Below are 25,265 nucleotides of genomic sequence, written 5' to 3'. Positions count from 1 at the left end.
TTAAGCCGCGGGCGCGGATTGCTGCATGCGATGGAAGCGCAGCACCTGCTGCGCGGTCGATGGCCGCAGCCGCTCGTAGGTGTCCTTGCAGGCCTGCAGGTCGGTCGGCTCGCCGCCCGAGATGTCGTCGCGCAGATTGATGATCGATCGCACCGTCGACCATGACAAGCCCGAGACCTTGGCCAGGATCATCACGCCCTCGGCGCGGGTTTCGATCATCATGTTCTCGGCGATACTGACCGAGACATTGGCGAGCGCGGCAAGCGAGGCATTGGTCTCGTCGAACTTGCCGGCCTCGGCGAAGGCCGCGAGCTGGAATTCGTCGAGCCGGCCGTCCTGGTAGAGCGACTTGACCAGCGCATGCGCAATCGTGGTGTCCGGCGTCACGCCGGAGGGTGCCGAGCGCGCGCGCCGCGTCGCTTCCTTCACTGCGATCGGAATCTCCTTGGCTTGCTGCGGATTGGCAGCCTCGAGCCGCTGCCTGACCGTGTCCGAGGCCTTGGCGACCAGCTTGAGATAGAGATGCCGCGGGATGTTCGGGCGCAGGCCGACGCAGGTCGACAGATTGTCGTCGCCCTCGGCGCGGCTGACCAGCCGGGTGAAGCCGCGCTCGGTGAACTCCGCGCCGGGATTGTTGACCGCGCTCTGGATCACCTCGTCATTGCCGCGCAGCACCAGCACGTCGGTGACGGCGCCGCTCAGCGTCTTGCGGTTGGAGATCGCGAGCAGATGCGCCTGGCTCTTGCTGCGCGCCGTCTCGATCAGGGTGTCATCGTCGAGCCGCGGCGACAGCGTCAGCACGGGGCCTGCGACCTCGATCAGATCGTCGAATGCAAGGGTGCGGATGGTCTGCGGCGGCGCGGTGTCGATCGGGGCGAGGCGGTTGGCGAGCAGCGCCTTGGCCGAGTTCTCGATGTGCTCGAGCAGGCATTGGAAAACGTCGTCGAACAGCACGATCTGCTCGTTCGAATAGTTCACTGAGCCGTTGATGAAGAGGTCGGTCACGCGGCGCAGCGTCTCGACACGGCGGGCGACGGTGCCGTGCGCAAGCGTCGTCTGCAGCTCGTCGAGCAGACTTTCGGGGGCGGTCTCGGGCTTCAAACTCATGACTCTGTCCTGGAGCGATGGCGACGGATTCTCCGCCGCCGAATAGGAAATGAAAGATCAGGCGCTGGCGATGCGATTGCGTCCCCTGGCCTTGGCTGCGTAAAGCGCGCCGTCGGCGCGGGCGAGCAATGTGTCGGAGTTTTCGTTCGGCTTGAGCGTCGTGACGCCTGCGGAGATCGTCACCCGCATGCCGGGCGAGAATGCGCTCCAGTCGAGATCGGCGATGATGGCGCGCAGCCGCTCGAGCGCACGCATCGCCTGGTCCTGCGACAGGTCGGGCAGCACCAGCAGGAATTCCTCGCCGCCGTAGCGGCCGAAGCGGTCGATGCTCCGGAGATTGGCGAACATGCCGATGGCGAAGGTGCGCAGCGCCTCGTCGCCGATCGGATGGCCGTAGACGTCGTTGATGCGCTTGAAATGGTCGAGGTCGATCAGCGCCACCGCGCAGGTGCTGCCGTTGCGGGCACAGCGCGCGATCTCGTCCTCGAGCGTGCGCATGATGCTGCGGCGATTGGAGGTGCCGGTCAGCTCGTCGAGCTCGGCGAGCTCCTCGATGCGCCGGTAGGCCTCCTTCAGCTTCACGCCGCTCTGATACAGCGATTGCTGCATCGAGCTCGAGAAAATGCCGAGATACATGCAGCGCCCGATCGTCAGGGCGAACACCAGCATGGTGGCGAGGCGATCGATCCGGGTGCCGGTCGGCATCCCGATCGCCTTGTCAGTTCCGAGAAACAGCGCGGCAAGGCCCAGCACCATAATGGTCCAGACAACAGCGGTCTGCCGCGCCGAGGTCCGCAGCGCACCGAAGCCGAACACCACGAACAAGTTGCAGAGGAACAGCACGCCGACTTCCGGCGCGATGTAGGTGAACACCAGCAGGTTCACCATGTTGACGGCCGATTGCGGCGCGACCAGGTAGTGGTCGCGGAAGCGCTCGTGAAAGCCGCGCTCCGAGAGCAGCACATAGACCGCGACGAGAAAGAGGCCGGTCAGGGCATAGCTCGTCGCGACCAGCACCGACGTGGTGCCGGCATGTGCGTAGATCAGCAGCACGGCGGCATCGAGCACGAAGCAGGCGGCGATCATCGATTGGATCTGGCGGCGCTGCCTGGCCCGCCGCGCCAAGCGCTCGACCGTCAGCCTGGGACGGCCGCTTTCCGATGCGCCCGCGACCGGGCTGGGAAGTGACGACGCAGCGCTGCCCATGGTCTCGCCATTGGTGAAATCCGGCGAAAATCTAAGTGGGAAAGCCTTTAGGTTTGGTATCTTTTGGAACCGAATCTGCTCCGGTGGAACCCGGTCATCACCCTTGTTTCGTAAGGGGAATCCGTTCACCGCGAGGGACCGGGAGCGCGCCTGCCGCGAGCTTGCGCCGATGCGGCCTTCGCAACGGCGCTGGCTTGCCGGCCAAGGCTTGGTATGGTCCGGCCGGACGGTGGGCGTCCGCAAGAGTTTTTGGTGTTATGATACCGCTTGTCGAGTCTCCGGCGATTTTTCCTCATTGGGATCGTCGACTGTGTCATAGATCACACATGCGGTCTGGACATTGCCGTAATGTGAAGAATCTTGGCTCTCGCGTCGAACCACGCGCCACCCCCCTCAGACCAACTTTGCGAGACGGCCATTGAGCGCGACACAGGCGGCTTCAGACGAGGTTCTGATCGCTCGGATCGCTCAAGGCGACCGGCTCGCCATGCAGGTGCTGTACGGACGGCATCATGTCAGGGTGTACCGCTTCGGGCTTCGGCTCGTGCGGGACGAACAGGTGGCGGAGGACCTCATCAGCGAGGTCTTTCTGGACGTGTGGCGTCAGGCGGGCAAGTTTGAGGGACGATCCGCCGTTTCAACCTGGCTTCTGGCGATTACCCGGTTCAAGGCGTTGTCTTCGCTGCGGCGAAGGAAAGACGCCGAACTGGACGATGAGGCCGCGAACGCGATCGAGGATACGTCCGACGATCCGGAAACGGTGGTGCAGAAGAAGGACACCGGCGCGACGCTGCGTAAGTGCCTGACGGGACTATCAGCGGAACACCGGGAGATCGTCGATCTTGTCTACTATCACGAGAAATCCGTGGAAGACGTCGCTGAGATCGTCGGGATTCCGGAGAACACCGTCAAGACGCGCCTGTTCTATGCGCGCAAGAAACTTGCCGAGTTGCTGAAGGCAGCCGGTGTCGAGCGAGGTTGGCCATGACGGCTGCGAGCAACAAGAAGGTGCAGGGTCAAGAACCTGACGATGTCGAGATGCTGCTGCCCTGGCACGCGGCCGGCACGCTGAACGCGCGTGACGCGCGCCGCGTCGAGGACGCGCTCGCTTCCGATCCGAAGCTCGCCCGGCAGTATGCCGTCATCCGCGAGGAATATGCCGAGACCATCGGCCTCAACGAGAGCCTCGGTGCGCCCTCGGCGCGCGCCATGCAGAAGCTGTTTGCCGCGATCGATGCCGAGCCGGAGCGCAAGCCGTCGGCGGGTGCACGTATGTCGGCCGGGATCTCGGAGTTCTTTTCCAGATTGTCGCCGCGGACGCTGGCCTGGTCGTCGAGCCTCGGCGCGCTCGTGGTGCTGTTGCAGGCCGGCGTGATCGGCGCGGTGTTGATGCGCAGCCAGCCGGCTTCGTTCCAGACCGCCTCGCTCGATGTCGCCGAACAGCGCAGCGCGCCGAGCACAGCCGTTGCGCCGAGCGCAGCCCCGAGTGCGTCCAGTGCGCCGATCACCCGCGATCTCGGCGCCAGCGTGGCGGCAACGCCGACGCGGCTGTTGGTTCGCTTCACGCCGGAAGCCAGGATCGCCGACATCACGTCGCTGCTGGAGAATTACCAGGGCTCGATCGTCGACGGGAAGGGCGGCATGTTCCGGTTGCAGTTCCGCGCGATGGACAAGGACAGCGTCGCGTCGCTGATTGCCCGTTTGCAGAAAGAGAAGATCGTCAGCCTCGCGGTGGAGACGCCGTAGCCTGCGGCTGACGGTTCTGCGCCGACTTGAGGTCACCATGGCCGCCAACGGCCGGACCAGATCGACGAACAGAGCGGCCGTCGCGGCCGCGGCGTTGCTGCTGGTTTGCGTGTCCGGTTCCGCCCACGCCCAGAATTTCATGCGATCGCCTGGTGGCGGCGGGCCACAAATGTCGCTCGGTCCGCGGGTCAATCCTGGCATCGGTAGGGCAGGTAGCAATGCCGCGGGCGGGTTCGGCGGCATGGCTGGCCGCACTCGGCTATCGGCCGACCGCGGCCCGGCTGGGTCGTGGACCGGCGAGGGGCCGCGATCGGGAATGCGGCCGCTCAATGCACGCGACTCACCCCGTTTCTCCGCCGGCTGCGACCGCGGCCAATGCTCCGACCGGCCGGGTGCCGCTAGCGGTGGCGGCAAGGGCGTGGCGAGCAAGGGCAGGGCCGGCGGCGGTGGCACGCGCGCGCAGGACGCGGCGGGCACGCGAACCGTGCCGAACGAGCTCGTGGCGGAGATCGACGGCGCCTTGTCCGAGGCCCAGACCGACGCGCTCGCACGCCGGCATGGCCTGCGGCGGATTGCCTCGCAGAATATTCCGTTGCTGGGGGCGACCATCGGCCTGTTCCGCATCGCCGGCAATCGCTCGGCCGATACCGTGAGCCTCGAATTCGCAGGCGACAGCAGCGTCCGCTCCGTGCAGCCGAACTACCGTTACGCGCTGCAGGACCAGAAGACGCCATCGGCCGGCAATGATCCGGCGCAATATGCGCAGACGCAGTTGCACCTGCCCGAGGCGCACAGGCTGGCGCGCGGGATGAATGTCACTCTTGCCGTCATCGATTCCGGCATCGATGCTGCCCATCCGGAGCTGGCGAACACGGTCGCCGATACGTTCGATGCGCTCGGCAGCAAGGATGGCCCGCATGCCCATGGCACCGCCATCGCCGGCGCAATCGCCGCGCGCGTCAAGCTGACGGGGAGCGCGCCGGAAGTGCGGATCCTGGCGATCCGCGCCTTCGGTGCGGTTGCCGGCGGCGCTGAGAGCACCTCTTATGTGATCCTCAGAGGCCTCGACTACGCGGTGGCGCACGGCGCGCAGATCGTGAACATGAGCTTTGCCGGACCGAAGGACGCACTTGTTGAGCGCGCGCTGGCCGCCACTGCGGCGAGGGACGTCGTGCTGGTCGCCGCGGCCGGCAATGCCGGACCAAAATCGCCGCCGCTGTATCCGGCCGGCTATCCCGACGTGATCGCCGTGAGCGGCATCGACGCCGGCGACCGGCTGATGGCGGCATCGAACCGCGGCAGCTATGTCGCGCTGGCGGCGCCGGGCGCCGACCTCCTTGTGCCGGTGCCGGACGGCAAGTACCAGCTGATGTCGGGCACCTCGTTTTCAGCCGCGTTCGTCAGCGGCATCGCCGCGCTGGTGCTGGAGCGCGGTCCGGCTTTGAAGCCTGCCCAAGTGCGAAGCATCCTGACCGGCACGGCCCGTGATCTCGGGACACCCGGACGCGACGATCTGTTCGGGGCCGGGGAAGCGGACGCGCTCGCCGCGGTGATGGCGGCGGCCAGCGCGCCAGTCGCGTCGGCGGTGGACAAACCGCCGCAGCCCGCGCTGACACCGGACGGCAATAACACTTCCGTGAGCCGCGCGTTGAATGAAGGCGCGCCGTCGGTCGCATCGGAGGATTCCGCTGCAAATCACCGCGCGGCACAGTGATTTTCAGCACCGGACGCCTGCAACGGTGCGATGGAACCTGGCGGCGAAAGGTTAAAAAAATCGCCGACGATTTGAACGTCCGCCTTCCTCTCACGACTTATGTGTGTGGGAGCGGTTTATCCCTCCCCGGCTATATCAGGCGCGAGCGCCCATCCACCCCAAGCGCCCATATGGCTTTGACCCGTCCGGTTGTCCCCCCGGACGGGTCTTTCATTTTGGGGGCACTTTGCACGCGCGACTGGCCGAACGCGGCTACGGCATCCAGCGCTCCGCTGGGTGATCGCGGCGGCGTGGCGGGGCGCGATGGCCGTACCGGTTTGCTGTGGATCTCTTGGCTGCGCCGCGTTCGCAAGCGACGCGCATCGCCATCATGCAAGTCGATGACTCGACGAAGGTTCGCGCAAGAAACTCCGTAGTAGAGCGGACTTCTTTCATCGCCCGCCGCCGATTAAGAATTTAGTTAGACTTTATTTACCTTTTCCACAGAATATCAGTGTCACGTCCAGTTGATTCGGTTCGGTTGCGTCTGCGTCCGTTTCTTTCCCTGCGGGCAAATTCAATGACACATCGGACCGACGTGGCCAGAGGCCAGGAGATCGTTGCGCGCTGGTGCAACCTCGCCGAGCAAAGGCTGGAGCACCTCAACGAGCTGTTCGAGACCGGACGCTGGCGCCGCTATCACAGCGAGCAGGCCTTTCTGGAGAACATCAGGGAAGCCCGCGCGGCGGTCGACATCTGGCGGGAATTGCTGACCCGCGAAGCCTCGCTCGACAATTCACCGATCGACCTGTCCTGGCTCGGCCGTGGCAAGTCGAAACTGCCGCCGCCCGATCTCTCGCCGATGCCGGAGCGCCGCGCGGAGATTGCGACCCTGGCGGAGGCCGCGATGACTGCCGTTGCGGCCGCGTTTGAGACGGCGGCCGAGGTGCTCGAGCGGCCGCCCGTCGTCGCCGACGCGCCGCGGCTGGAGATGCCCCCTGCGGTGATGCCGCCGCCGGTGCTTGACCTCGACACCATCCAGCGACGCTATCCTCTGCTGCGCAACGCGCTGTAGAGCAAGCGCGGAGCGCTTGCGCGGAGATCATGCTCAAATAATAGGTCAGCGCCGCACTGCGTTAGCACCGACCACGAGCTGCGCAAATTGCTGCGCGCCGGCCGCCGACAGGTCCGACGTAACAGGGTGTGCGTGGTCGAGCCCGACCACCGCGCCGCGCGGGGTTTCCGAGATCATGTTGTTGTTGATCAGCGCGGAGCCTGCGCCTGGCACCACCGAGACCCCGATGCCGATGAGGGCGTTGCGGACGACATTGCCCGATATCGCGACATCGCGCAGGTACTTGCCCCAGCCGGCGACGATGCCGAAGGTCGGCGCGTTCTCGATCACATTGCCGGTGACGGTGCTGTCGGCCTCGACATAGATGCCGATGCCGGCACCGTCGTTCGGATCGGTGCCAACAGGGCGCTTCGGCAACAGATTGCGGATGATGTTGCCCTGGACCACCGCGATGCGGCCGCCTTCGTTGAAATTGCATACGGAGACGCCGATCGCGGCGCCATCGACGGTGTTGTTGGCGATCACCGCGGCCTCGAACGAGAACTCCGAATAGAGCGCGACCTCGCGGACATTGCTGACGCTGTTGTCCGTGATGTGGATGTTGGAGGCCGAATTGCCGCGCACCGCCGAGAAGTCGCAGTTGCTGATGCGGTTGCCGCGCACGATCACATTGCCGGCGCGGAAGGCGTTGATGGCGTTGCCGTACTGACCGGAGCCGCCGGGGCCGGCCTTGATGTCCTCGATGCGGTTGTCGGCGACGATCGAGCCGTCGTCGCCGATCGCGCTACGCAGGATCTCGATGCCGTTGTCGCTGGTGCCCTTGATGGTGTTGCGTGAGACGATCAGACCGAGCGCGTCGAACGACACCAGTGCGGTCGATGCGATGCCGGTGAAGATGTTGTTGCTGACGTCGCCTGACATCTGCTCGAACCAGATGCCGCTGCCGCCGCTGCCGGTGACTTGGCAATCGGTGATGCGGATGTCGCGGCCGGCCAGGCAATGCACCAGGCCGCGCCGCGCCGGCAGCGGGACGTTACCGCCGTCGAAGGTGAGGCCCATGAGGACAATGCCGCCGGCGCCTTCGGCCTCCAGCAGCGAGGCGCCGCCGTTGAACACCAGCCGGCTTGCGCCGCGCACGCCGATCAGCTGGCTGCCGGGCGCCAGCCGCAACAGTCCGCTGCGGTAGACGCCGGGCGGGAACGCCAGCGGCACCTGCGCGCGAGCGGCATCATCGATCGCGCGCTGCAGGTTGCGGGTTTGATCGTCGGGACTGCCGGGGCGGACGCCATATTGCGTGACGTCGCGGCCGAGCGAGCCGGCAGACTGCGCGGCGCGCACCGCATCCGGCGACATCGCCAGCGCGCCGGCTGCGCCGGCGGCGGATGCTCCGATGAGATGGCGGCGGTTGACGTCCATGGGCGTGGCCCTCGCAAACATTCGCGAGCGGTGACGTTCGCGCCCGATCAGTAGCCCGAAATCCGCCGCGGCTTGGTGAACACGCCGCCGCAGCCGGGCGATAGTTGGCGGTAGGGTTAATCGCGGGTGGAACTGATGGCTCCCCGCAGTCATTGCGAGGAGCGAAGCGACGAAGCAATCGATTTCTCCGCTTGTGGCAAAATGGATTGCTTCGCTTCGCTCGCAATGACGGGGTGAGAACCCAGATTCAGATGTCAAACAGCTTATTCGGTGTCATCACCCGTGCACGCGGTGATCCGGCGTGAGAGTCCACGGCTCCTTCCGAGCGTCGTCCTGGCGAAAGCCAGGACCCATACTCCGCGGCGGAAGTATGGATGGGTCTCGTCGTTCCAGCCTGTTCAACAATCAGCACTCGTGGTTATGGGTCCTGGCTTTCGCCAGGACGACGGCGAATGTGTTGCAGCGAGCTGCGGATCATCCGCCGCATTCTCGCGACACTTGCACCGTCCAATCCGTCTCGCTCACGCGCGTGCAGCCTGCCTCGTCAGTTTCACCAGCTCCAGCAGCATGGCTTCGCCGGCATCGACCAGCGCTTCCAGCGTGATGGATGATTTGCCCGCTGCAGCCGTTCCGTCGTGCGCGAGCGGCGGAACGTGGACGAATTGCGCGAGGTGCAAGCCGTTATCGCCGTTCACGACTTCGATCGCGCGCCAGCTCAGATAGTTGCAGAGATAGCTGCCGGCATCGCGCGACAGCCGCGCGTCGATGCCGGTCATCAGCGCGGCGCGCAGCAGCTTTTCGCTGTGCGGGCCGAACACCTGCGCATCGGCGCCGCCTGCAATCGATCCCTTGCGCGCATGCTGGCGGCCGGCGTCGGGAAACCGCGTCGTCACCGCGTTGCGGGCGCGGCTTTCGATCCGCAGATGCGCGCTGCGGCCGGCAAGGCCGAACATCAACAGCGCCTGCGGGCGATGGCTTGCGATCAGCTCCGGCAATTCGCGATCGACGGCCGCGTAGGTGACATCGAAGATGTGACTAGACAGTGTAACGTCGTCGAAGGCGGGGCGGCGCAGGGCGACCAGCCGCTTCACCAACGGCATGGTCGGGTTGAACGGCGCACCGGGGAACGGTCCGAAGCCGGTGAACAGGATGCGCAGTCGGCCGCTCAATGCAGCATCTCCGCGATCTGCTCGGCGGCAACCGCGGGCGAGATGCGGCCGCCAGCGACCTCGGCCTCCATCTTCTTCACCTTGGCGCGGATCGCTGCATCGCTGCGCAGCCGCGCCATCATCCGGCTTTCCAGCATCGACCACATCCACTTCACCTGCTGCTCCCTGCGGCGGGCGGCGAATTCGCCCGAGGCGTTCATCGCGGTGCGGTGGTCGAGGATCTTCTGCCAGAGCTTGTCGAGCCCGGCGCTGGTCAGCGCGGAATAGGTCTCGACCGGCGGATGCCAGTGCTCGGAGCGCGGCGCCAGGATGTGCAGCGCGCTGCGATAGTCGGCGGCGGCGAGATTGGCGCGCTTGAGATTGTCGCCGTCGGCCTTGTTGATCGCGATCATGTCGGCGAGTTCGACGAGGCCCTTCTTGATGCCCTGCAACTCGTCGCCGGCGCCCGGCAGCATCAGCGCCAGGAAGAAATCGGTCATGTCGCAGACTGCAGTCTCGGACTGGCCGATGCCGACGGTCTCGACCAGCACGACATCGAAGCCGGCGGCCTCGCAGAGCAGCATCGCCTCGCGGGTTTTCGCCGCGACGCCGCCGAGCGTGCCGGACGAGGGCGAGGGGCGGATAAAGGCGGCGTCGCTGACGGCAAGCCGCGCCATCCGTGTCTTGTCGCCGAGGATCGAACCGCCGGTGCGCGCCGAAGAGGGATCGACCGCGAGCACCGCGACCTTATGGCCGCGCTCGATCAGGAACATGCCGAGCGCATCGATGGTGGTCGATTTGCCGACGCCGGGCGAACCGGTGATGCCGACCCGCACCGCCTTGCCGGTGTCGGGCAAGAGCGCCTGCACCAGCTCGCGCGCGGAGGCCTGGTGGTCGCCCCGCCGGCTTTCGACCAGCGTGATCGCCCGCGCCAGCGCGGCGCGGTGGCCGGCGCGGAGCTGCTGGGCGAGGGCGGCTATATCGGGAGAGGCAGGCTTCGAGGCGATCATGGTATTGCTTTACAACGGCTGGCCATTGCAGGCGAGGGGAACGCGGATCGGCGCCGGCGCGGCCTGTTGATGAAGCTCTATTGCTGATCGTCGGCGTCGCCCTTCGGCCGCGCGCCGGCGAAGATTTTTGCGCCTTCCGGCGTCAGATATGGCTTCAGCGTCTCCCACGGCACGAAGATCACATACTGACCTTCGGCGTAGGGGCCGACCGCGTAAGGCGGGTAGTGGAAGGTGAGGCCGGAGCTCTTGCCTGACACGGTCGACGGCGCCAGCGTCACGGCGCCGATCTTGAGCAGGGTCGGCTTCAGCTCCTTGTACCATTCGGCGGTTGCCGTCTCGCCGGCATCGCGCCGCTTCTTCTCGGCATTCAGGGCGCTGACGACGGCCTTACGCATCGCCGTCAGGGTGGGTCCGTTGTCCGCTGTCTCGGTGAAGAAGGGGCGGATGCTGATACGCTTCTTCTCGGTCGTATCCCACAGGATCGTATTGACGTCGGAGTTCGGATGCGCGCCCAGAGTGTTCATGTAGTCGTCGCGCAGCACGCTGACATAGCGGCCGTCGACGACGGAGCGCACCGAATATTTGCGCTCGAAGGAATAGCCGCCGCGTTCCTTGAAGAGATCTGGCTCCTGCTTGCGGTCGTTCGCAGCCTCGGCGGCGTTCTTGTCGATCCACTTCTTGCCTTCGGCGAGGCAATCCACCGCCAGCGCGTGATCGGCCTTGATCTTGTCGTCGAGATAGACGCTGGCCTCGATGCTCGCATTCTTGATGGTGGCGTCGGGCTTTTGATCGGCGGCGCGCGCTGGAAGGCAGAGACAGGCCACGAGGCCGGCCAGGCCCATGATGCGGGCAGGCGTCATCAAGCGGGCGGCGCGCATGGAAAACTCCTGACGGGAGGGGGACGCGGCGACGCTACTCCGCCGCCGCGCTATGGCCGAGCCGTGCGTTGAGCTTGTGGATCAGCTCCTCGGCTGCATCGGAGATCACGGTGCCGGGCGGGTAGATCGCTTCGGCGCCGGCCTTGTACAGCGCGTCGTAATCCTGCGGCGGCACCACGCCGCCAATGATGATCATGATGTCCTCGCGGCCGTGCTTCTTCAGCGCGGCCTTCAGTTCCGGCACCGCGGTGAGATGGGCGGCGGCGAGCGAGGAGACGCCGAGAATGTGAACGTCGTTCTCGACCGCCTGGCGGGCGGCTTCGTCGGCGGTTGCGAACAGCGGCCCGATATCGACGTCGAAGCCGACATCGGCGAAGGCGGATGCGATCACCTTCTGGCCGCGGTCATGGCCGTCCTGGCCGATCTTGGCGACCAGGATGCGCGGGCGGCGGCCTTCGGCCTCCTCGAAGGCGTCTATCAGCGCCTGCACCTTTTCGACCTTGTTGGACATCGCCGCTGCCTCTCGCTTGTAGACGCCGGTGATGGACTTGATCTCGGCGCGGTGGCGGCCGAACACCTTTTCCATCGCGTCCGAAATCTCGCCGACGGTGGCTTTCGCGCGCGCAGCGTCGATCGCCAGCGCCAGCAGATTGCCGTTGCCTTCGCCGGCCGAGCGGGTGAGCGCGGCCAGCGCCGCATCGACGTCGGTCTGGTTGCGCTCCTTCTTGAGCCGCGCCAGCTTGTCGATCTGCAACCGCCGCACGGTGGAGTTCTCCACCTTCAAGACGTCGATCGGCCGCTCATTCTCGGGCTTGAACTTGTTGACGCCGATCACCGCCTGCCGGCCGGCATCGATCCGCGCCTGGGTCTTGGCGGAGGCCTCCTCGATCCTGAGCTTCGGCACGCCGGCCTCGATCGCCTTGGCCATGCCGCCGAGCGCCTCGACCTCCTGGATGTGACCCCAGGCCTTTTCCGCAAGATCCTGCGTCAGCCGCTCGACATAATAGGAGCCGCCCCAGGGATCGATGATGCGGTTGGTGCCGCTCTCCTGTTGCAGGAACAATTGCGTGTTGCGGGCGATGCGCGCCGAGAAATCGGTCGGCAGCGCGAGCGCTTCGTCGAGCGCGTTGGTGTGCAGCGACTGGGTGTGGCCCTGCGTCGCCGCCATCGCCTCGATGGTGGTGCGCATCACATTGTTGAACACGTCCTGCGCGGTCAGCGACCAGCCCGAGGTCTGGCAATGCGTGCGCAAGCTGAGCGAGCGCGGGTCCTTCGGATTGAACTGCTTCAGCAGCTTGGCCCATAGCAGCCGCGCCGCGCGCATCTTGGCGACTTCCATGAAGAAGTTCATGCCGATCGCCCAGAAGAAGGAGAGGCGGGGGGCAAAACGATCGACGTCGAGCCCGGCGGCCAAGCCCGCGCGCAGATATTCGACGCCGTCGGCGAGCGTATAGGCGAGCTCGAGGTCCTGCGTCGCGCCGGCCTCCTGCATGTGGTAGCCGGAGATCGAAATCGAATTGTATTTCGGCATCCGCTGCGAGGTGTAGGCGAAGATGTCGGAGATGATCCGCATCGAAGGCGCCGGCGGATAGATGTAGGTGTTGCGCACCATGAACTCTTTCAGAATGTCGTTCTGAATGGTGCCCGACAGCTTCTCCGGCGGCACGCCCTGTTCCTCGGCGGCCGCGACGAACAGTGCGAGGATCGGCAGCACCGCGCCGTTCATGGTCATCGACACGCTCATCTGGTCGAGCGGGATGCCGGCGAACAGCGTGCGCATGTCGTAGATGGAATCGATCGCGACACCGGCCATGCCGACGTCGCCGGAGACGCGAGGATGATCGGAGTCATAGCCGCGGTGGGTGGCGAGGTCGAACGCCACCGACAGGCCCTTCTGGCCTGCCGCGAGGTTGCGGCGATAGAACGCGTTTGAGTCCTCCGCCGTGGAGAAGCCGGCATATTGCCGGATGGTCCAGGGCTGGTTGACGTACATGGTCGGGTAAGGGCCGCGCAGATAGGGCGCGATCCCCGGCCAGGTCTCGAGGAAGTCGATGCCTTCGAGATCCGCCTCGCTGTAGACGGACTTCACCGGGATGCCCTCGGGCGTCAGCCACGGCTCGGCGCTCGCGGCCGGCGCGGCGGCGGCAACGGGCTGGAAGGCGACGTCGGCGAAATTGGGAATGCGGGTCATATTCTTGCCTGCGTGCGTCTTTCAATCTCGCGAAGGATGTCGCGGATTTCGCTCACTATGTGTGACGGATACCAGTAGTCGCGTGGGTCCCTGACAATCGTCCTTGGTGACCACCGCGGCAGCGCGAGTCGAAAGAACCAGCCATGACGCTTTCTTGCGTCCTCTAGTCCTTCCCAAGCCCGGTCCAGCCGATCGGCGAGCGCAGCATCGTCGAGTTGCACGAGATCGGAACGTGGACCCGGAGCCAGTTCGAGCATCCGCGAAACCTGTCATGTTTCCGAGAACGATATCATTCATTCAGGTCGCCCGGCATCTCAATCATGATCCGGATGCTGGTGGCTGACGATGGTCGCCATCTTGTCCGGTCCGTAATTCTGCATCGTGGTCTGGCTCGGCAGGTTGGCGATGCCGACAACCCAGCCGTGGCGGGACTCGGTTCCGAACTGCTGCGTCGGGATCACCCGGTCGGGCCGGTCGAAGGCGCCGGTCATGATCTCGATCCGGGGGCCGTCGATCCGGCGGAAGCTGAGCGGCGTGCCGCAGGCGGCGCAGAAGTCGCGCTCGGCGATCGACGAGGATTTGAACGCCGCCGGCTTGCCGCGGGTCCAGGCGAAATCCTCCTTGTTGATGTCGGCGAACGAGGCGAACGGCGCACCGGAGGCCTTCTGGCACATCCGGCAGTGGCAGATGCTGACCCGGTTCGGTGCCGCGGACACCGCAAAGCGCACGGCGCCGCACTGGCAGCCGCCAGTCAGAACGGGTTTTGCTGGTGCCTCTGCCGTCATGCCTGCTCCATCCGCCGATAGGCGTCGCGCAATGTCGCCAGCGCATCACCGCCGGCGAAGACGAACTCACCGATGCCGGCCGCCCGCAGCGCCGCTTCCTGGTCGCCGGGCCGCCCTGCCAGATAGATATGCCTTGCTCCGGCGCCGTGAAGGGCCTTGGCGGCCTCCGCGGCGCTGAGGGCATAGACCTTGTCGGAGGAACAAATGCACGCCATCGCGGCGCCCGAGGCCTTAAAGGCCGCGGCCAGCGCCGCCGCGTCGGCAAAGCCCTCGCTGTCGATGGCCTCTATCCCGCCGGTCTCGAAGAAACTCTTGGCGAAGGTCGCGCGGGCCGTGAAATCCGCCGGCGTGCCGAGATTGGCGAGGAAAATCTTCGGCCGTGAGCCGCGCACCTTCAGCGCGGCGTCGGACTTGTCGCGCAGCGCCTCGAACGGCGCGGCGAGCCGCATCGGCGCGAGGGCATCGAAGGTCACCTTGGCTCCGGCTGATGACACCGGGGCTGACGGGTTGACGTCCAGCACCGCGAGGACGTCTTCGTACAGGTTCGGGAATTCGCTGGCGCCGGTCAGCACGTCGCGGCGCTTCGCCACATTGGTTTCGCGCTGCGCCCGCGTCGCGGCGACCTTGTTTTGCAGCAGCCCCTGCTCGAGCGCGGGGAAAATGCCGCCGGCCTTCTCGATCTCCTGGAACAGCGCCCACGCCGCCTCGCAAAGCTGCGAGGTCAAGGTTTCGATGCCGCCGGCGCCTGCGGCCGGATCGGACACTTTGGCGAGGTTGGACTCGTCGAGCAGCACGAGCTGCGTGTTGCGCGCGACGCGCCGTGCGAAATCGTCGGGCAGACCGAGCGCCAGAGTGTGCGGCAGCACGGTGATCGCATTGGCGCCGCCGAGCCCGGCCGCAAACGTCGCGATCGTCGCACGCAGCATATTCACATTGGGGTCGCGCTGGGTCAGCATCCGCCAGGCGGTTTGGGCGTTGACGAAGATCGGTTTTGGCGTGAGGCCGCAGGCTTGCTCGACCCGCGCCCACAACAGCCGCAGCGCGCGGAATTTCGCCATGGTCAGGAACTGGTCGGCATCGGCGCTGAGGCGGGACGAGATTGCGGCGCGCGCCGCATCGAGGTCGATCCCGGCAGCTTCGAGCATGCGCAGATAGGCGAGGCCGAGTGCGAGCGTGAAGGCGAGCTCCTGTACCTCGGAGCCGCCGGCATCGTGAACCGGCCGCCCGTCGGCCAGCACGAACGGCCCCTTGAAGCCGCGCTTGATCAGGCCGTTGACGACCTGGCCGAACGATTTTTCGTAGTTGGGCCAGGCGATGGCCGCGGCACCGCGCACCGCCATGGTGCTGAGCGCCTGGTAATTGAAATGCAGGTCGAGCTTGGCCGGGTCGAGCTTGCGGGCCTCGACCATGTCGGCGAACGTCTCGCCGGCGTTCTCGCGTCCGATCACCGGGTTGAGCGCGATCATGATGCCGGCATCGAGATGGATGCCGCCGCAGGCGCGCGCCAGCGTCTTCTTGCTGGCATCGGCGAGGCCGAAGCCGCGGGTGCCGGGACCGCCGGCGAACTCGAATTCGAGGCCGGTCGCGCCGTTCTCGAGATCATGCAGCGCCTGCGCATTGGCCTGCGCGGCATCGGGATGGTCGACCCGCTGCAGGATATGCCAGGGCAACGCGGCGGCGCGGCCCGGAAGCGGACTGGCGTTGGTGGCGCGGCGGTAGATCGGATCGATCTTCACGCCATCATAGGTCTTGCCGACCAGCTTCTCGAACGGGGCGCCCTTCAGCACGCCGTCGACCAGCTTGCGCCAGTCGTCATAGGTCGCAGCCGGAAAATCCGAAGCCAGAGGCAAGTCGTCGGTCGAGGTCGTCATCCGCCCAAATTGTCCTTCACCGGCCCAGCATGAGGGCCCTTTGATTTGGCCGGAAATTGCCACGGGCGGGCGGCCAAGCCAAACTTTTGTTTGCGGCCGTTCGACTTTTAATCGAGGTCCGCAAGGCGGAAAATACCGTCGGTAGAGACGTTTGCCAGCGCATCCGCGACGCGGCGCCCGGCGATGACGTGGTCGGGAACGATCTCGGCCAGCGGCACCAGCACGAAGGCACGCTCGAACAAACGCGGGTGCGGCAGCGTCAGTTCCGGCTTGTCGAGTGTGACGTCGTCATAGGCGATCAAATCGAGGTCGAGGGTGCGCGGCCCCCAGCGCTGCTCGTTCCTGCGGTCGCGGCCGAATTTGGTTTCGATCTTGTGCAAGGTGAACAGCAGCGCGTGCGGATCGAGGCTGGTGTCGATCTCGATGCAGGCATTGATGAAGCTGTCCTGCTGCTGATCGCCCCAAGGCGGCGTCGAATAGTCCGACGAGCGTGCCACGAGTGCGGCCTGCGTCATGCCGCAGATATTGGCGATCGCCTTGCGAAACGTCGCGCGGACGTCGCCGACATTGCCGCCGAGTGCGATCAGGACGTCAGCCATGTGGCAGCGGATGCCGCGAGCGGGTCAGCACCACGCCGACATCGTCGAAGATCGCGGCGATCGGCGCATGCGGCTTGTGCACGGTGACCTTGACCGCCCTGACACGCGGGAAGGTCGCCAGGATGTCCTCGGCCACCGCACCGGCGGCGCGCTCCAGCAGCTTGTAATTGGTGTTCTTGAACGCCGAGGTCGCGGTCGCCACCACGTTGGAATAGGAGACCGTGTCGGAGAGACGGTCGGTGCGCGAGGATTCCGAGAGGTCGGTGTAGAGCTCGAGGTCGATGACGAAGCGCTGTCCGACCTCGGTCTCGTGTTCCATCACGCCATGACGGGCATGGATGACGATCCCGGTGATGAAGATCGTGTCGGTCATTGCTGTCCCTCGATTGCCGCGGCCACCCGTAGCGCCTGAACGGTTTCGGCGACGTCATGCGCGCGGATGATGCGGGCGCCGTTCCGCGCGGCGATCAGGTGCGCGGCGAGCGAGCCGCCGATCCGCTGCTGCGGCTCGGACGGCACGACCGTGCTGATGAAGCGCTTGCGCGAGGCGCCGACCAGCACCGGCAGGCGGAACGTGTCGAGCTCGGAGAGCCGCGCCAGCGCGGTCATGCTCTGCTCCTGGGTCTTGCCGAAGCCGATGCCGGGATCGAGTACGATCTTGTCGGGCGCAATGCCGGCACTCGCCGCAATCTCGAGCGAGCGTTCAAAGAACGCGGCGATATCCTGCATGATGTCGATTGCGGGATCGGCACTCTCGCGATTGTGCATGATGATCACCGGCACGCCGCGTGCGGCGACGACGGCCGCCATGCCGGCGTCGCGCTGCAGGCCCCAGACGTCGTTGGCGATCGCAGCACCCTGGTCGAGCGCCCAGGCCACCACCTCCGACTTCATGCTGTCGATCGAGACCGGCACGCCGAGCGCGATCACCTCGGCCAGCACCGGCTGCAGCCGCGCCATTTCGGCCTCGGCGGTGACGGGCTGCGAGCCATAGGGTCGGGTCGATTCCGCGCCGATGTCGATGATGTCGGCGCCGTCGGCGATCAGCTTGCGGGCCTGCGCCAGCGCCTGATCGGGCGCGATGAACTGGCCGCCGTCGGAGAACGAGTCCGGCGTCACGTTCAGGATGCCCATCACAGCCGGATAGGGCCGCGACAGCAGCGCCGGCAGCACCGTTGATACGGCCGGGCCGGTCACGACAGATGCTATGGGCTTGGTCGCCATCATGCGCAGGCTTTGCGCTGACGGCAGCGCCAAGTCAAGGTGTCGTGATGATGGCTGGCAAGCGCGGCGCCGAATGCCGTTAAGGCAGGCTAATAGGCGGTGCTAATAGGTGCCGCTAGTAGCTGATTTTGGGAGGCAGCTTGCGTGCCTCTTCAATCAGCAGCTCGACTGACTTCTCGGAAGGCATCACGCGGACGAGCTTACGCCGCACATTGGCGTCCTTCATGCTCTGCGCCAGCCGCGACGGGTTGCGGTGGGCGAGCTCGCGCACCGTGGTGACGCCGGCGGCGCGGACCAGGCCGACCTTCGCCTTGCCCATCCCGGGAATCCGCATGTAGTCGGAGATGTTGGCCCATTCGAGCAGTTGTTGTTCGCTGATCCCGGTCTTGGCGGCGAGCGCCTTGCGTCCCTTGACGGTGCGGGCGGCTTCAAGCAGCGCGTCGGTCGTGCGGATACCCTGTGATTTCAGTTTGGTGGCGCAATAGGCGGACAGGCCTTCGATCTCGGAGAGGGGGTATGTCATGATACTCGTATGCAGGTAGAAGGGAGCGCACGTGCAAAGGGCGTGGGGAGGTGCTTCAGGCAAACTGGCTGAGGCCCGGCGTCCCCGAGATGATCTCGCCCATTTGATCCGCTCCGATTTTGTCGCGGCCGAACTTGAAAAGTTCACGCGCGACGTTTTGAATTTCACCCATGCTCAAGCCAAGCGACATGAGCCGGGTGCCGACAGCCATCAGCCCGCCACCCATCAACCGCGACAGACCGCCGCTGTTGTTGGAGGCGGCAATAGCCGCTTCGGCGCCGGGGATTTGGTCGATCAGAGCCTGGACTTTGTCGGAAGGTCCCTCGTTACGGAGGAAACTAAGAACGATGCCGATGGTTTTTTCAGCGACAGCGCTATCGATGCCGGCCTTCGCGGCCAGCTGTCCAACCAGTTCGTCCATCTTGCCCCGCCTCAACCGGACTTTGCCGGATCGTTCTTGAGGATTTATCTTGAGCGCCTGTGTCACGAAATACAAGCGATCCGCGCATTTCAGTTCGTTTTCTTTTTCGATCGCGTTGTGACTGTTGCCTCGCTGCAAGAGTGAGCGGCGGATTCACACCATCTTGTCGCAATGCGCAATGCCTTTCGTCACTTGGCCGGGAATAAAGTATGAGGAACCACTGGGCGACAACATACGTCGGCATCCGTCAATAGTTTTAATCCACCTGCAAGATGCAATATGATGGCATCGGTTCGAACGATTGATGCCGGATTCGACGATCGAACGTATCTAATCTGCGCGAAGAGGCGAAGCGATGACGACCTCCGACAACAAGTCGGCCGATACCGACGAGAAGATTTTTATCGGCAAGGGTCAGGAGACAGCCTGGCTGACGCTGGCGCTGGCCAACCGGCATGGCCTTGTTACCGGCGCGACCGGAACCGGCAAGACTGTCTCGCTTCAGGTGATGGCCGAGGGATTTGCGCGCGCCGGCGTTCCGGTTTTCGCAGCCGACATCAAGGGCGATCTCTCCGGTATCTCCGAGGTCGGAGAGGCCAAGGACTTTATTGTGAAGCGCGCCCAGGAAATGGGCTTGACCTTCCAGCCCGATCAATTCTCGACCGTGTTCTGGGACGTGTTCGGCGAGCAGGGCCATCCGGTGCGCGCCACCGTCACCGAGATGGGGCCGCTGCTGCTGTCGCGGATGCTCGATCTGAACGACGTACAGGAGGGCGTGCTCAACGTTGCCTTTCGTGTCGCCGACGAGAATGGCCTCGCGCTGATCGACATGAAGGATCTGCGGGCCCTGCTGGATGCGATCGCACCCGACGGCAGCAAGAAGGGCGCGGACGACGCCGAAGATCCGCTGGCGTCGATCCGCAAGGCCGCGCAGAGCTATGGCAATGTGTCGAAGGCGACGGTCGGAACGATCCAGCGCCAGCTTCTGGTGCTCGAGAACCAGGGCGGCGCGAAGTTCTTCGGCGAGCCGGCGCTGACACTGAAGGATTTCATGCGAACCGACCGCGACGGCCGCGGCATGGTTAATATTCTCGTTGCCGACAAGCTGATGCAGAGCCCGCGGCTTTACGCCACGTTCCTGCTCTGGATGCTGTCGGAACTGTTCGAGGAATTGCCGGAGGCCGGCGACCTGCCGAAGCCGAAGCTGGTGTTCTTCTTCGACGAGGCGCATCTGTTGTTCACCGATGCGCCGAAGGCGCTGATGGACAAGATCGAGCAGGTGGTGCGGCTGATCCGCTCCAAGGGCGTCGGCGTCTATTTCGTCACGCAGAATCCGATCGACGTGCCGGACAAAGTGCTGGCGCAGCTCGGCAACCGCGTGCAGCACGCGCTGCGCGCCTTCACGCCGCGCGACCAGAAGGCGGTCGCCGCGGCCGCACAGACCTTCCGGCCCAATCCGAAGCTCGATACCGCACGCGTGATCATGGAGCTCGGCAAGGGCGAGGCACTGGTCTCGTTCCTCGAGGGCGGCGGCACGCCGTCGATGGTCGAGCGCGTCATGGTGCGGCCGCCGTCGGCGCGGATCGGGCCGATCACGCCGGAGGAACGCAAGGCGATCATGGATGCGAGCCCGGTGAAGGGCAAATACGACACCGCGATCGACGCCGAATCCGCCTACGAGATCATCCAGAAGCGGCTGTCGGGCGCGGCGGCGCCGGCCGATGGTGGCGCTGGTGGCGGCATCCTCGGCCAGATCGGCGCGATCGCCGCCACGATCTTCGGCACCAATGTCAAACGCGGCCGGCTCTCGACCGGGCAGGTGATCGCGCGCAACGTCACGCGCTCGGTCACCGACAAGGTGGTCGGCGGCGTGGTCGCGGATCTCGGCAAGTCCGTCGGTGGGTCGGTGGGCGGCTCGATCGGTCGCGCGCTGGTTCGCGGCGCGCTCGGCGGAATCCTGCGCAGGTAGCATCGCGACGATCCGACCGGAGCAGGCAACCAGCTTTGCCTCGGGCGGCCGGCGCGCTACAACTCGGCGCAATGTCCAAACAAAAAGGATATCCGCGATGTCCAACGCCAAGCTGCAGCCCGTTCTCGACCGCATCGATGCCGATTTCGACAACAGTCTCGAGCGGCTGTTCACGCTGCTGCGGATCAAATCGATCTCGGCCGATCCGGCCTTTGCCAATGACTGCAAGGCGGCTGCCGATCATCTTGCGAAGGATATCGCAACCCTCGGCTTCAAGACCGAGGTGCGTCCGACCGCCGGCCATCCGGCCGTGGTCGGCAAGCTGAACGGCTCAACCGACGGGCGCCCGCACGTGCTGTTCTACGGCCACTATGATGTGCAGCCGGTCGATCCCTTGAATCTCTGGCACCGTCCGCCGTTCGAGCCCGTGGTGACCGACCATGCCGACGGGCGCAAGATCATCGTCGCGCGTGGCGCCGAGGACGACAAAGGACAGTTGATGACCTTCGTCGAGGCCTGCCGCGCCTGGAAGAATGTCACGGGATCGCTGCCAGTCGACATCACCATCGTCATCGAGGGCGAGGAGGAAATCGGCTCGAAGAATTTCGTGCCGTTCCTCGAGGCGAACAAGGCCGAGCTCAAGGCCGACTTCGCGCTGGTCTGCGACACCGGCATGTGGGACCCCAACACGCCGGCGATCACGACCTCGCTGCGCGGCCTGGTCTATGACGAGGTCAAGATCAAGGCCGCCAATCGCGACCTGCATTCAGGTGTGTTCGGCGGCGGCGCGCAGAACCCGATCCGCGTGCTGACGCGGATTCTCGGCGGCCTGCATGACGACAACGGCCACATCACCATCCCCGGTTTCTATGACGGCGTGAAGGATCTGCCGCCGGACATCCTGGCGCAGTGGAAGCAACTCAATCTGACGCCGGAGACGTTCCTCAAGCCGATCGGCCTCTCGGTGCCAGCCGGCGAAAAGGATCGGCTGCTGATCGAGCAGGTCTCCTCGCGGCCGACCTGCGACATCAACGGCATCATCGGCGGCTATACCGGCGAGGGCTCAAAGACGGTGATCGCGGCCGAGGCGTCGGCGAAGGTCTCGTTCCGCCTGGTCGAGGGACAGGATCCCGAGAAGATCCGACAGGCGTTCCGCGATTATGTGAAGGCGCGCGTGCCGGCGGACTGCAAGGCCGAGTTCACCGATCATTCCTCAGCGCCGGCGATCGCGCTCGACTGGAACATGAAGCCGCTGGCGGCCGCCCGCCGCGCGCTGACCGACGAATGGGGCAAGGAGGCGCTGCTGATCGGCTCCGGCGCCTCGATCCCGATCGTCGCCGACTTCAAGCGCACGCTCGGCCTCGATAGCGTGCTGGTCGGCTTCGGGCTCGACGACGACAACATCCATTCGCCGAACGAGAAGTACGACCTGAAGAGCTACCACAAGGGCATCCGCTCCTGGGCGCGGATCCTGGCCGCCTTCGCCGACACCAAATAGGCGAGCGGCCCCGAACGCAAAAACGCCGCCCGGGATTGGGCGGCGTTTTGATTCCGATAGTGCAGAGGGTGTTGGCGGTTAGCCTACCCGAAGATTGTGAAATTTCAATCACGGTAACCTGGATTGACCCGGTCGAGCTTGCGCAGCAGCGGCGGCCAGACCAGCTGGGTCGAGCGCAACTCGGCGCGGTCGGGGTTGGAGAGCAGCTCGGTGTTCCTGTCGATTGCGAGCTGGTCGACCGGGTAGGCGATCGGGCCGAGCGCACGGGTCGCCACCTGCATCGAGCAGGCGCGCTCCAGGTGGTACATCCGCTCGAAGGCCGAGGCGACCGAGCGGCCGACCGTCAGCGTGCCGTGATTGCGCAGCAGCATGTGGTTCTTGCTGCCGAGATCGCGCTGCAGGCGCGGGCGCTCGTCATGATCGAGCGCGATGCCTTCATAGTCATGATAGGCGAGGTCGTGGGTGACGAGCTGTGCGGTCTGATTCAACGGCAGCAGGCCGTCGGGGCCGCTCGACACTGCGGTGCCGTCGATCGTGTGCAGATGGAGCACACAGCCGGCATCCTCGCGCACCTCGTGGATCGCCGAGTGAATGGTGAAGCCGGCCGGGTTGATGCTGTACTCGCTCTGCGAGAGCTGGTTGCCGTCGAGGTCGACCTTGACCAGGCTCGAGGCGGTGATCTCGTCGAACATCAGCCCGTAGGGGTTGATCAGGAAGTGATGCTCGGGCCCCGGCACGCGGGCGGAGATGTGGGTATCGACCAGATCGTCCCAGCCATAGAGCGCGACGAGCCGGTAGCAGGCGGCGAGATTGATCCGCTGTTCCCATTCCGCCGCACTCATGTTCGACGGCACTTCCTTCAGGCGCGCTTCCGCTGGCGACATGGCCGATTGCTCCGTTGATGGCTGTTTCCTGCCTCGAACCTAGCGTCGGCGCCGGATCGCGGCAAGGCAGCGTAACGGCGTGACAGTCATGTCAGCATGCGACGGCTGGCCCACGATCCGGGAGATCATGCTCCGGAAGTGGGCAGGAGCGTAACGGACGCGCTGCGCGCTACGGCGCCGGGATTGCCAGCAGGCTCGAGATGCTGCGGCCGCGGATGTCGTAGACGCGGGCGAACACGACATCGTCGCGCTTGATCTCGACCATCACGGGCGCGGCCAGACCCTTGCAGTAGAACTCGCCGAGCGTCATCGCGAAGTCGGCGGCATTGCTGTCCCAGCCGATCGTAAAGTCGGGCCCGAGCGCGACCTGCGCGGGGCGCTGCGGTCCGCACACGGCGACCTTCCACTTGCGGTTCTGCGGCGGCACTTCCTGCCGCTCGGCCAGCTGCTCGCGCAGCCCGTCGGAGGCCTGCTTCAGCGCCAGGCCCCAATAGTCCAGCATGAAGAAGTTGTCGGCGGTCCGCACCGTGCCGGCGATATGGTTGAAGTGCGTGTACTGGTACGGATGCAGACGGATCATTTCGCTGAGCGGCAGCAGCAGGCCGAACGCGAACACCGCGAGTGCAGCAGGCTGCCAGGCGCGGCGGTTCTCGCCGAGCCAGTCCATGCCGCGGGCGAATGCGACGCCGGCGAGCACCGCCATCGGCGGGATCACGAAAATGAAGTGACGGATGCCGTTGTAGAGCGCCGGCCGCTTCACCATGGCGATCACCAGCGGCAAGGTCGCCGCCAGCGTCAGCATCAGCATGATCGACTTGCGCTTCGCGGTCACATCGATGCGCGACAGCGACATGAAGCTGGCGACGACCCCCGCGGTCAGCAGCACCAGCATCACTTCGGGAAGCTGCAGCGCGAACAGCGTGGGCAGATAGGACCACGGCATGTCCGGAACCGACACCAGCGCGCCGTCGAACATCTCCTTCCACGGCTTTTCGAAGAAGTGCGAGAAGTAGGTCACCGCTTCCAGCGGATGCCCGGGCTCCATGATCGACCACGGCCAGATCAGGCCCATCACGAGATAGCCGAGAACAAGCCCCGGCAGCAGCACATAGACGACGTGGGCAAAGCGGTGGGTTGCCTCGCGCGCGCCCTGCTTGCGGAATTCCTCGATGAAGAGCGGGATGAAGCCGACCACGGCGTAGATCAGAGCGAGCCCGCCGAGGACGCGGCAGCCGATCGACAGGCCAGCTCCCAGGCCCACGATCAGGATCGTGCGCGGCGAGGGCGCCGGATATTCCTCGATCAGGCGAACGAGACCCAGGATCAGGACGATCATCGCCACGGCGAACGGCGCATCCTTCGGGTTCATGAACATGTGGCCGTAGAAGGTCGGGCACAGCGCCAGCAGCAGCAGCGCCGCCAGTCCCGCCAGCGGGCCGCCGACACGGCGCGCCAGGCGCCAGGTTACGGCAAGCCCGATGACGCCGACGACCGCGCCGAGCAGGCGGCGCGTCTCGAACAATTCGAGCGGAATGACCTTGTGCAGCAGGGCCGCGGCCATATCGAAGCCGCCGCCGTACATATAGAGGTTGGCGAACGACAGCGCGCCGGTGTCCTTGAACCCGGACCCGTACATGCGCAGCAGGAGGTCGGCATATTCAGCGTGGGTGTAATCGTCCCATCCCAGGCCGTAGTCGCGGAAAGTGAGGCCGGCGACCACGGCGACCACGCCGAGGACGAGGAATGCGAGATCGTCGCAGGTCTTCTCCACGGAGCGCCGCGCAGGCGCCTCGATGGCAGACGTCGTAATCGATGACATAGCTAGTGGTACCGGCGTGCCTGTGGCCCAGTTTGGCGCTTTAGGGCCTCATTCCCCGGCATCCATAGCGCAGTTCCGTTTCCGAGTAATTGGTAATTGTGGCGTAATTTCCCAGATGCGTTGCAATAAATTGGCAGCAATTCGTAGCCAGTAAATCTACGGGAGCGGGCGCCGACGCCGTCTGGTGTGACCGCGAGGAAGA

Annotated in this window: 22 protein-coding genes; 6 read left to right on the top strand and 16 right to left on the bottom strand. The window is 65.3% G+C overall.

Annotated features, from left to right (window positions below):
- Positions 1-1,107, bottom strand: coding sequence for a DUF2336 domain-containing protein (locus tag FBZ93_RS05385; RefSeq protein WP_050420164.1), 1,107 nt, complete (start codon positions 1,105-1,107; stop codon positions 1-3).
- Between the two features lie 57 nt (positions 1,108-1,164).
- Positions 1,165-2,313, bottom strand: coding sequence for a GGDEF domain-containing protein (locus FBZ93_RS05380; protein WP_146984920.1), 1,149 nt, complete (start codon positions 2,311-2,313; stop codon positions 1,165-1,167).
- A gap of 418 nt (positions 2,314-2,731) precedes the next feature.
- Here FBZ93_RS05380 and FBZ93_RS05375 point away from each other — a divergent pair, with 418 nt between their 5' ends.
- The 4 genes from FBZ93_RS05375 (at position 2,732) to FBZ93_RS05360 (ending at position 6,827) form a co-directional block, all read left to right on the top strand.
- Positions 2,732-3,301 (top strand): sigma-70 family RNA polymerase sigma factor, encoded by a 570-nt coding sequence (locus tag FBZ93_RS05375; protein WP_035652535.1) that lies wholly within the window; start codon positions 2,732-2,734, stop codon positions 3,299-3,301.
- Positions 3,298-4,059, top strand: coding sequence for a hypothetical protein (locus FBZ93_RS05370; RefSeq protein WP_146984919.1), 762 nt, complete (start codon positions 3,298-3,300; stop codon positions 4,057-4,059). The genes FBZ93_RS05375 and FBZ93_RS05370 overlap by 4 nt, the downstream gene beginning before the upstream one ends.
- A gap of 37 nt (positions 4,060-4,096) precedes the next feature.
- Positions 4,097-5,773, top strand: coding sequence for a S8 family serine peptidase (locus FBZ93_RS05365; RefSeq protein WP_146984918.1), 1,677 nt, complete (start codon positions 4,097-4,099; stop codon positions 5,771-5,773).
- 559 nt (positions 5,774-6,332) lie between these two features.
- A complete protein-coding gene (locus FBZ93_RS05360; protein ID WP_146984917.1) occupies positions 6,333-6,827 on the top strand; it encodes a TIGR03809 family protein in 495 nt (164 codons plus the stop codon).
- A 45-nt stretch (positions 6,828-6,872) separates the two neighbouring features.
- On the opposite strand, the gene FBZ93_RS05355 is transcribed toward FBZ93_RS05360, so the two are convergent.
- The 12 genes from FBZ93_RS05355 to FBZ93_RS05300 all read right to left on the bottom strand — a co-directional run bounded on the left by FBZ93_RS05355 (position 6,873) and on the right by FBZ93_RS05300 (position 18,893).
- Positions 6,873-8,243 carry a TIGR03808 family TAT-translocated repetitive protein gene (locus FBZ93_RS05355; protein WP_146984916.1) on the bottom strand — a complete coding sequence of 457 codons (1,371 nt, stop codon included), beginning with the start codon at positions 8,241-8,243 and terminating at the stop codon, positions 6,873-6,875.
- 521 nt (positions 8,244-8,764) lie between these two features.
- Positions 8,765-9,412, bottom strand: a complete 648-nt coding sequence (locus tag FBZ93_RS05350) for a pyroglutamyl-peptidase I (protein WP_146984915.1) — start codon at positions 9,410-9,412, stop codon at positions 8,765-8,767.
- Entirely contained in the window at positions 9,409-10,401 is a 993-nt protein-coding gene (gene meaB / locus FBZ93_RS05345; protein ID WP_146984914.1) for a methylmalonyl Co-A mutase-associated GTPase MeaB, read from the bottom strand. Before meaB ends, FBZ93_RS05350 begins: the two co-directional genes overlap by 4 nt.
- A 77-nt stretch (positions 10,402-10,478) precedes the next feature.
- Positions 10,479-11,279 (bottom strand): DUF3298 and DUF4163 domain-containing protein, encoded by an 801-nt coding sequence (locus tag FBZ93_RS05340; RefSeq protein ID WP_146984913.1) that lies wholly within the window; start codon positions 11,277-11,279, stop codon positions 10,479-10,481.
- 34 nt (positions 11,280-11,313) lie between these two features.
- Positions 11,314-13,470: a methylmalonyl-CoA mutase gene (scpA, locus tag FBZ93_RS05335; RefSeq protein ID WP_146984912.1), complete on the bottom strand. Its 2,157-nt coding sequence runs from the start codon at positions 13,468-13,470 to the stop codon at positions 11,314-11,316.
- A 314-nt stretch (positions 13,471-13,784) separates the two neighbouring features.
- Positions 13,785-14,255: a GFA family protein gene (locus FBZ93_RS05330; protein ID WP_050420173.1), complete on the bottom strand. Its 471-nt coding sequence runs from the start codon at positions 14,253-14,255 to the stop codon at positions 13,785-13,787.
- Positions 14,252-16,126, bottom strand: coding sequence for a methylmalonyl-CoA mutase family protein (locus FBZ93_RS05325; protein ID WP_146984911.1), 1,875 nt, complete (start codon positions 16,124-16,126; stop codon positions 14,252-14,254). Before FBZ93_RS05325 ends, FBZ93_RS05330 begins: the two co-directional genes overlap by 4 nt.
- Positions 16,127-16,233: 107 nt before the next feature.
- Positions 16,234-16,725: a 2-amino-4-hydroxy-6-hydroxymethyldihydropteridine diphosphokinase gene (gene folK, locus FBZ93_RS05320; RefSeq protein ID WP_146984910.1), complete on the bottom strand. Its 492-nt coding sequence runs from the start codon at positions 16,723-16,725 to the stop codon at positions 16,234-16,236.
- Positions 16,718-17,098: a dihydroneopterin aldolase gene (gene folB, locus FBZ93_RS05315; RefSeq protein WP_021080795.1), complete on the bottom strand. Its 381-nt coding sequence runs from the start codon at positions 17,096-17,098 to the stop codon at positions 16,718-16,720. The genes folK and folB overlap by 8 nt, the downstream gene beginning before the upstream one ends.
- The gene (gene folP, locus FBZ93_RS05310) at positions 17,095-17,952 is read right to left on the bottom strand and encodes a dihydropteroate synthase (protein WP_146985362.1); all 858 of its coding nucleotides are present in this window, start codon (positions 17,950-17,952) and stop codon (positions 17,095-17,097) included. Before folP ends, folB begins: the two co-directional genes overlap by 4 nt.
- A 112-nt stretch (positions 17,953-18,064) precedes the next feature.
- Positions 18,065-18,472 (bottom strand): DUF4332 domain-containing protein, encoded by a 408-nt coding sequence (locus FBZ93_RS05305; RefSeq protein WP_146984909.1) that lies wholly within the window; start codon positions 18,470-18,472, stop codon positions 18,065-18,067.
- Positions 18,473-18,527: 55 nt separating this feature from the next.
- A complete protein-coding gene (locus tag FBZ93_RS05300; RefSeq protein WP_146984908.1) occupies positions 18,528-18,893 on the bottom strand; it encodes a DUF2267 domain-containing protein in 366 nt (121 codons plus the stop codon).
- 355 nt (positions 18,894-19,248) lie between these two features.
- On the opposite strand from FBZ93_RS05300, the gene FBZ93_RS05295 reads away from it, so the two are divergent.
- Positions 19,249-20,862, top strand: coding sequence for a helicase HerA-like domain-containing protein (locus FBZ93_RS05295; RefSeq protein ID WP_146984907.1), 1,614 nt, complete (start codon positions 19,249-19,251; stop codon positions 20,860-20,862).
- Between the two features lie 97 nt (positions 20,863-20,959).
- Positions 20,960-22,360, top strand: coding sequence for a M20/M25/M40 family metallo-hydrolase (locus FBZ93_RS05290; protein WP_146984906.1), 1,401 nt, complete (start codon positions 20,960-20,962; stop codon positions 22,358-22,360).
- Positions 22,361-22,464: 104 nt separating this feature from the next.
- Here FBZ93_RS05290 and FBZ93_RS05285 read toward each other — a convergent pair whose 3' ends face one another.
- A complete protein-coding gene (locus FBZ93_RS05285) occupies positions 22,465-23,244 on the bottom strand; it encodes a class II aldolase/adducin family protein (protein WP_146984905.1) in 780 nt (259 codons plus the stop codon).
- Positions 23,245-23,413: 169 nt separating this feature from the next.
- On the bottom strand, positions 23,414-25,063 hold the full coding sequence (locus FBZ93_RS05280; RefSeq protein ID WP_146984904.1) for a glycosyltransferase family 39 protein: 1,650 nt from the start codon (positions 25,061-25,063) through the stop codon (positions 23,414-23,416).
- Positions 25,064-25,265: the final 202 nt, after the last annotated feature.

The sequence above is a fragment of the Bradyrhizobium macuxiense genome (assembly GCF_007993935.1).
Classification (GTDB): Bacteria; Pseudomonadota; Alphaproteobacteria; order Rhizobiales; family Xanthobacteraceae; genus Bradyrhizobium; species Bradyrhizobium macuxiense_A.
This window is presented reverse-complemented; position numbering and strand designations above follow the sequence as displayed.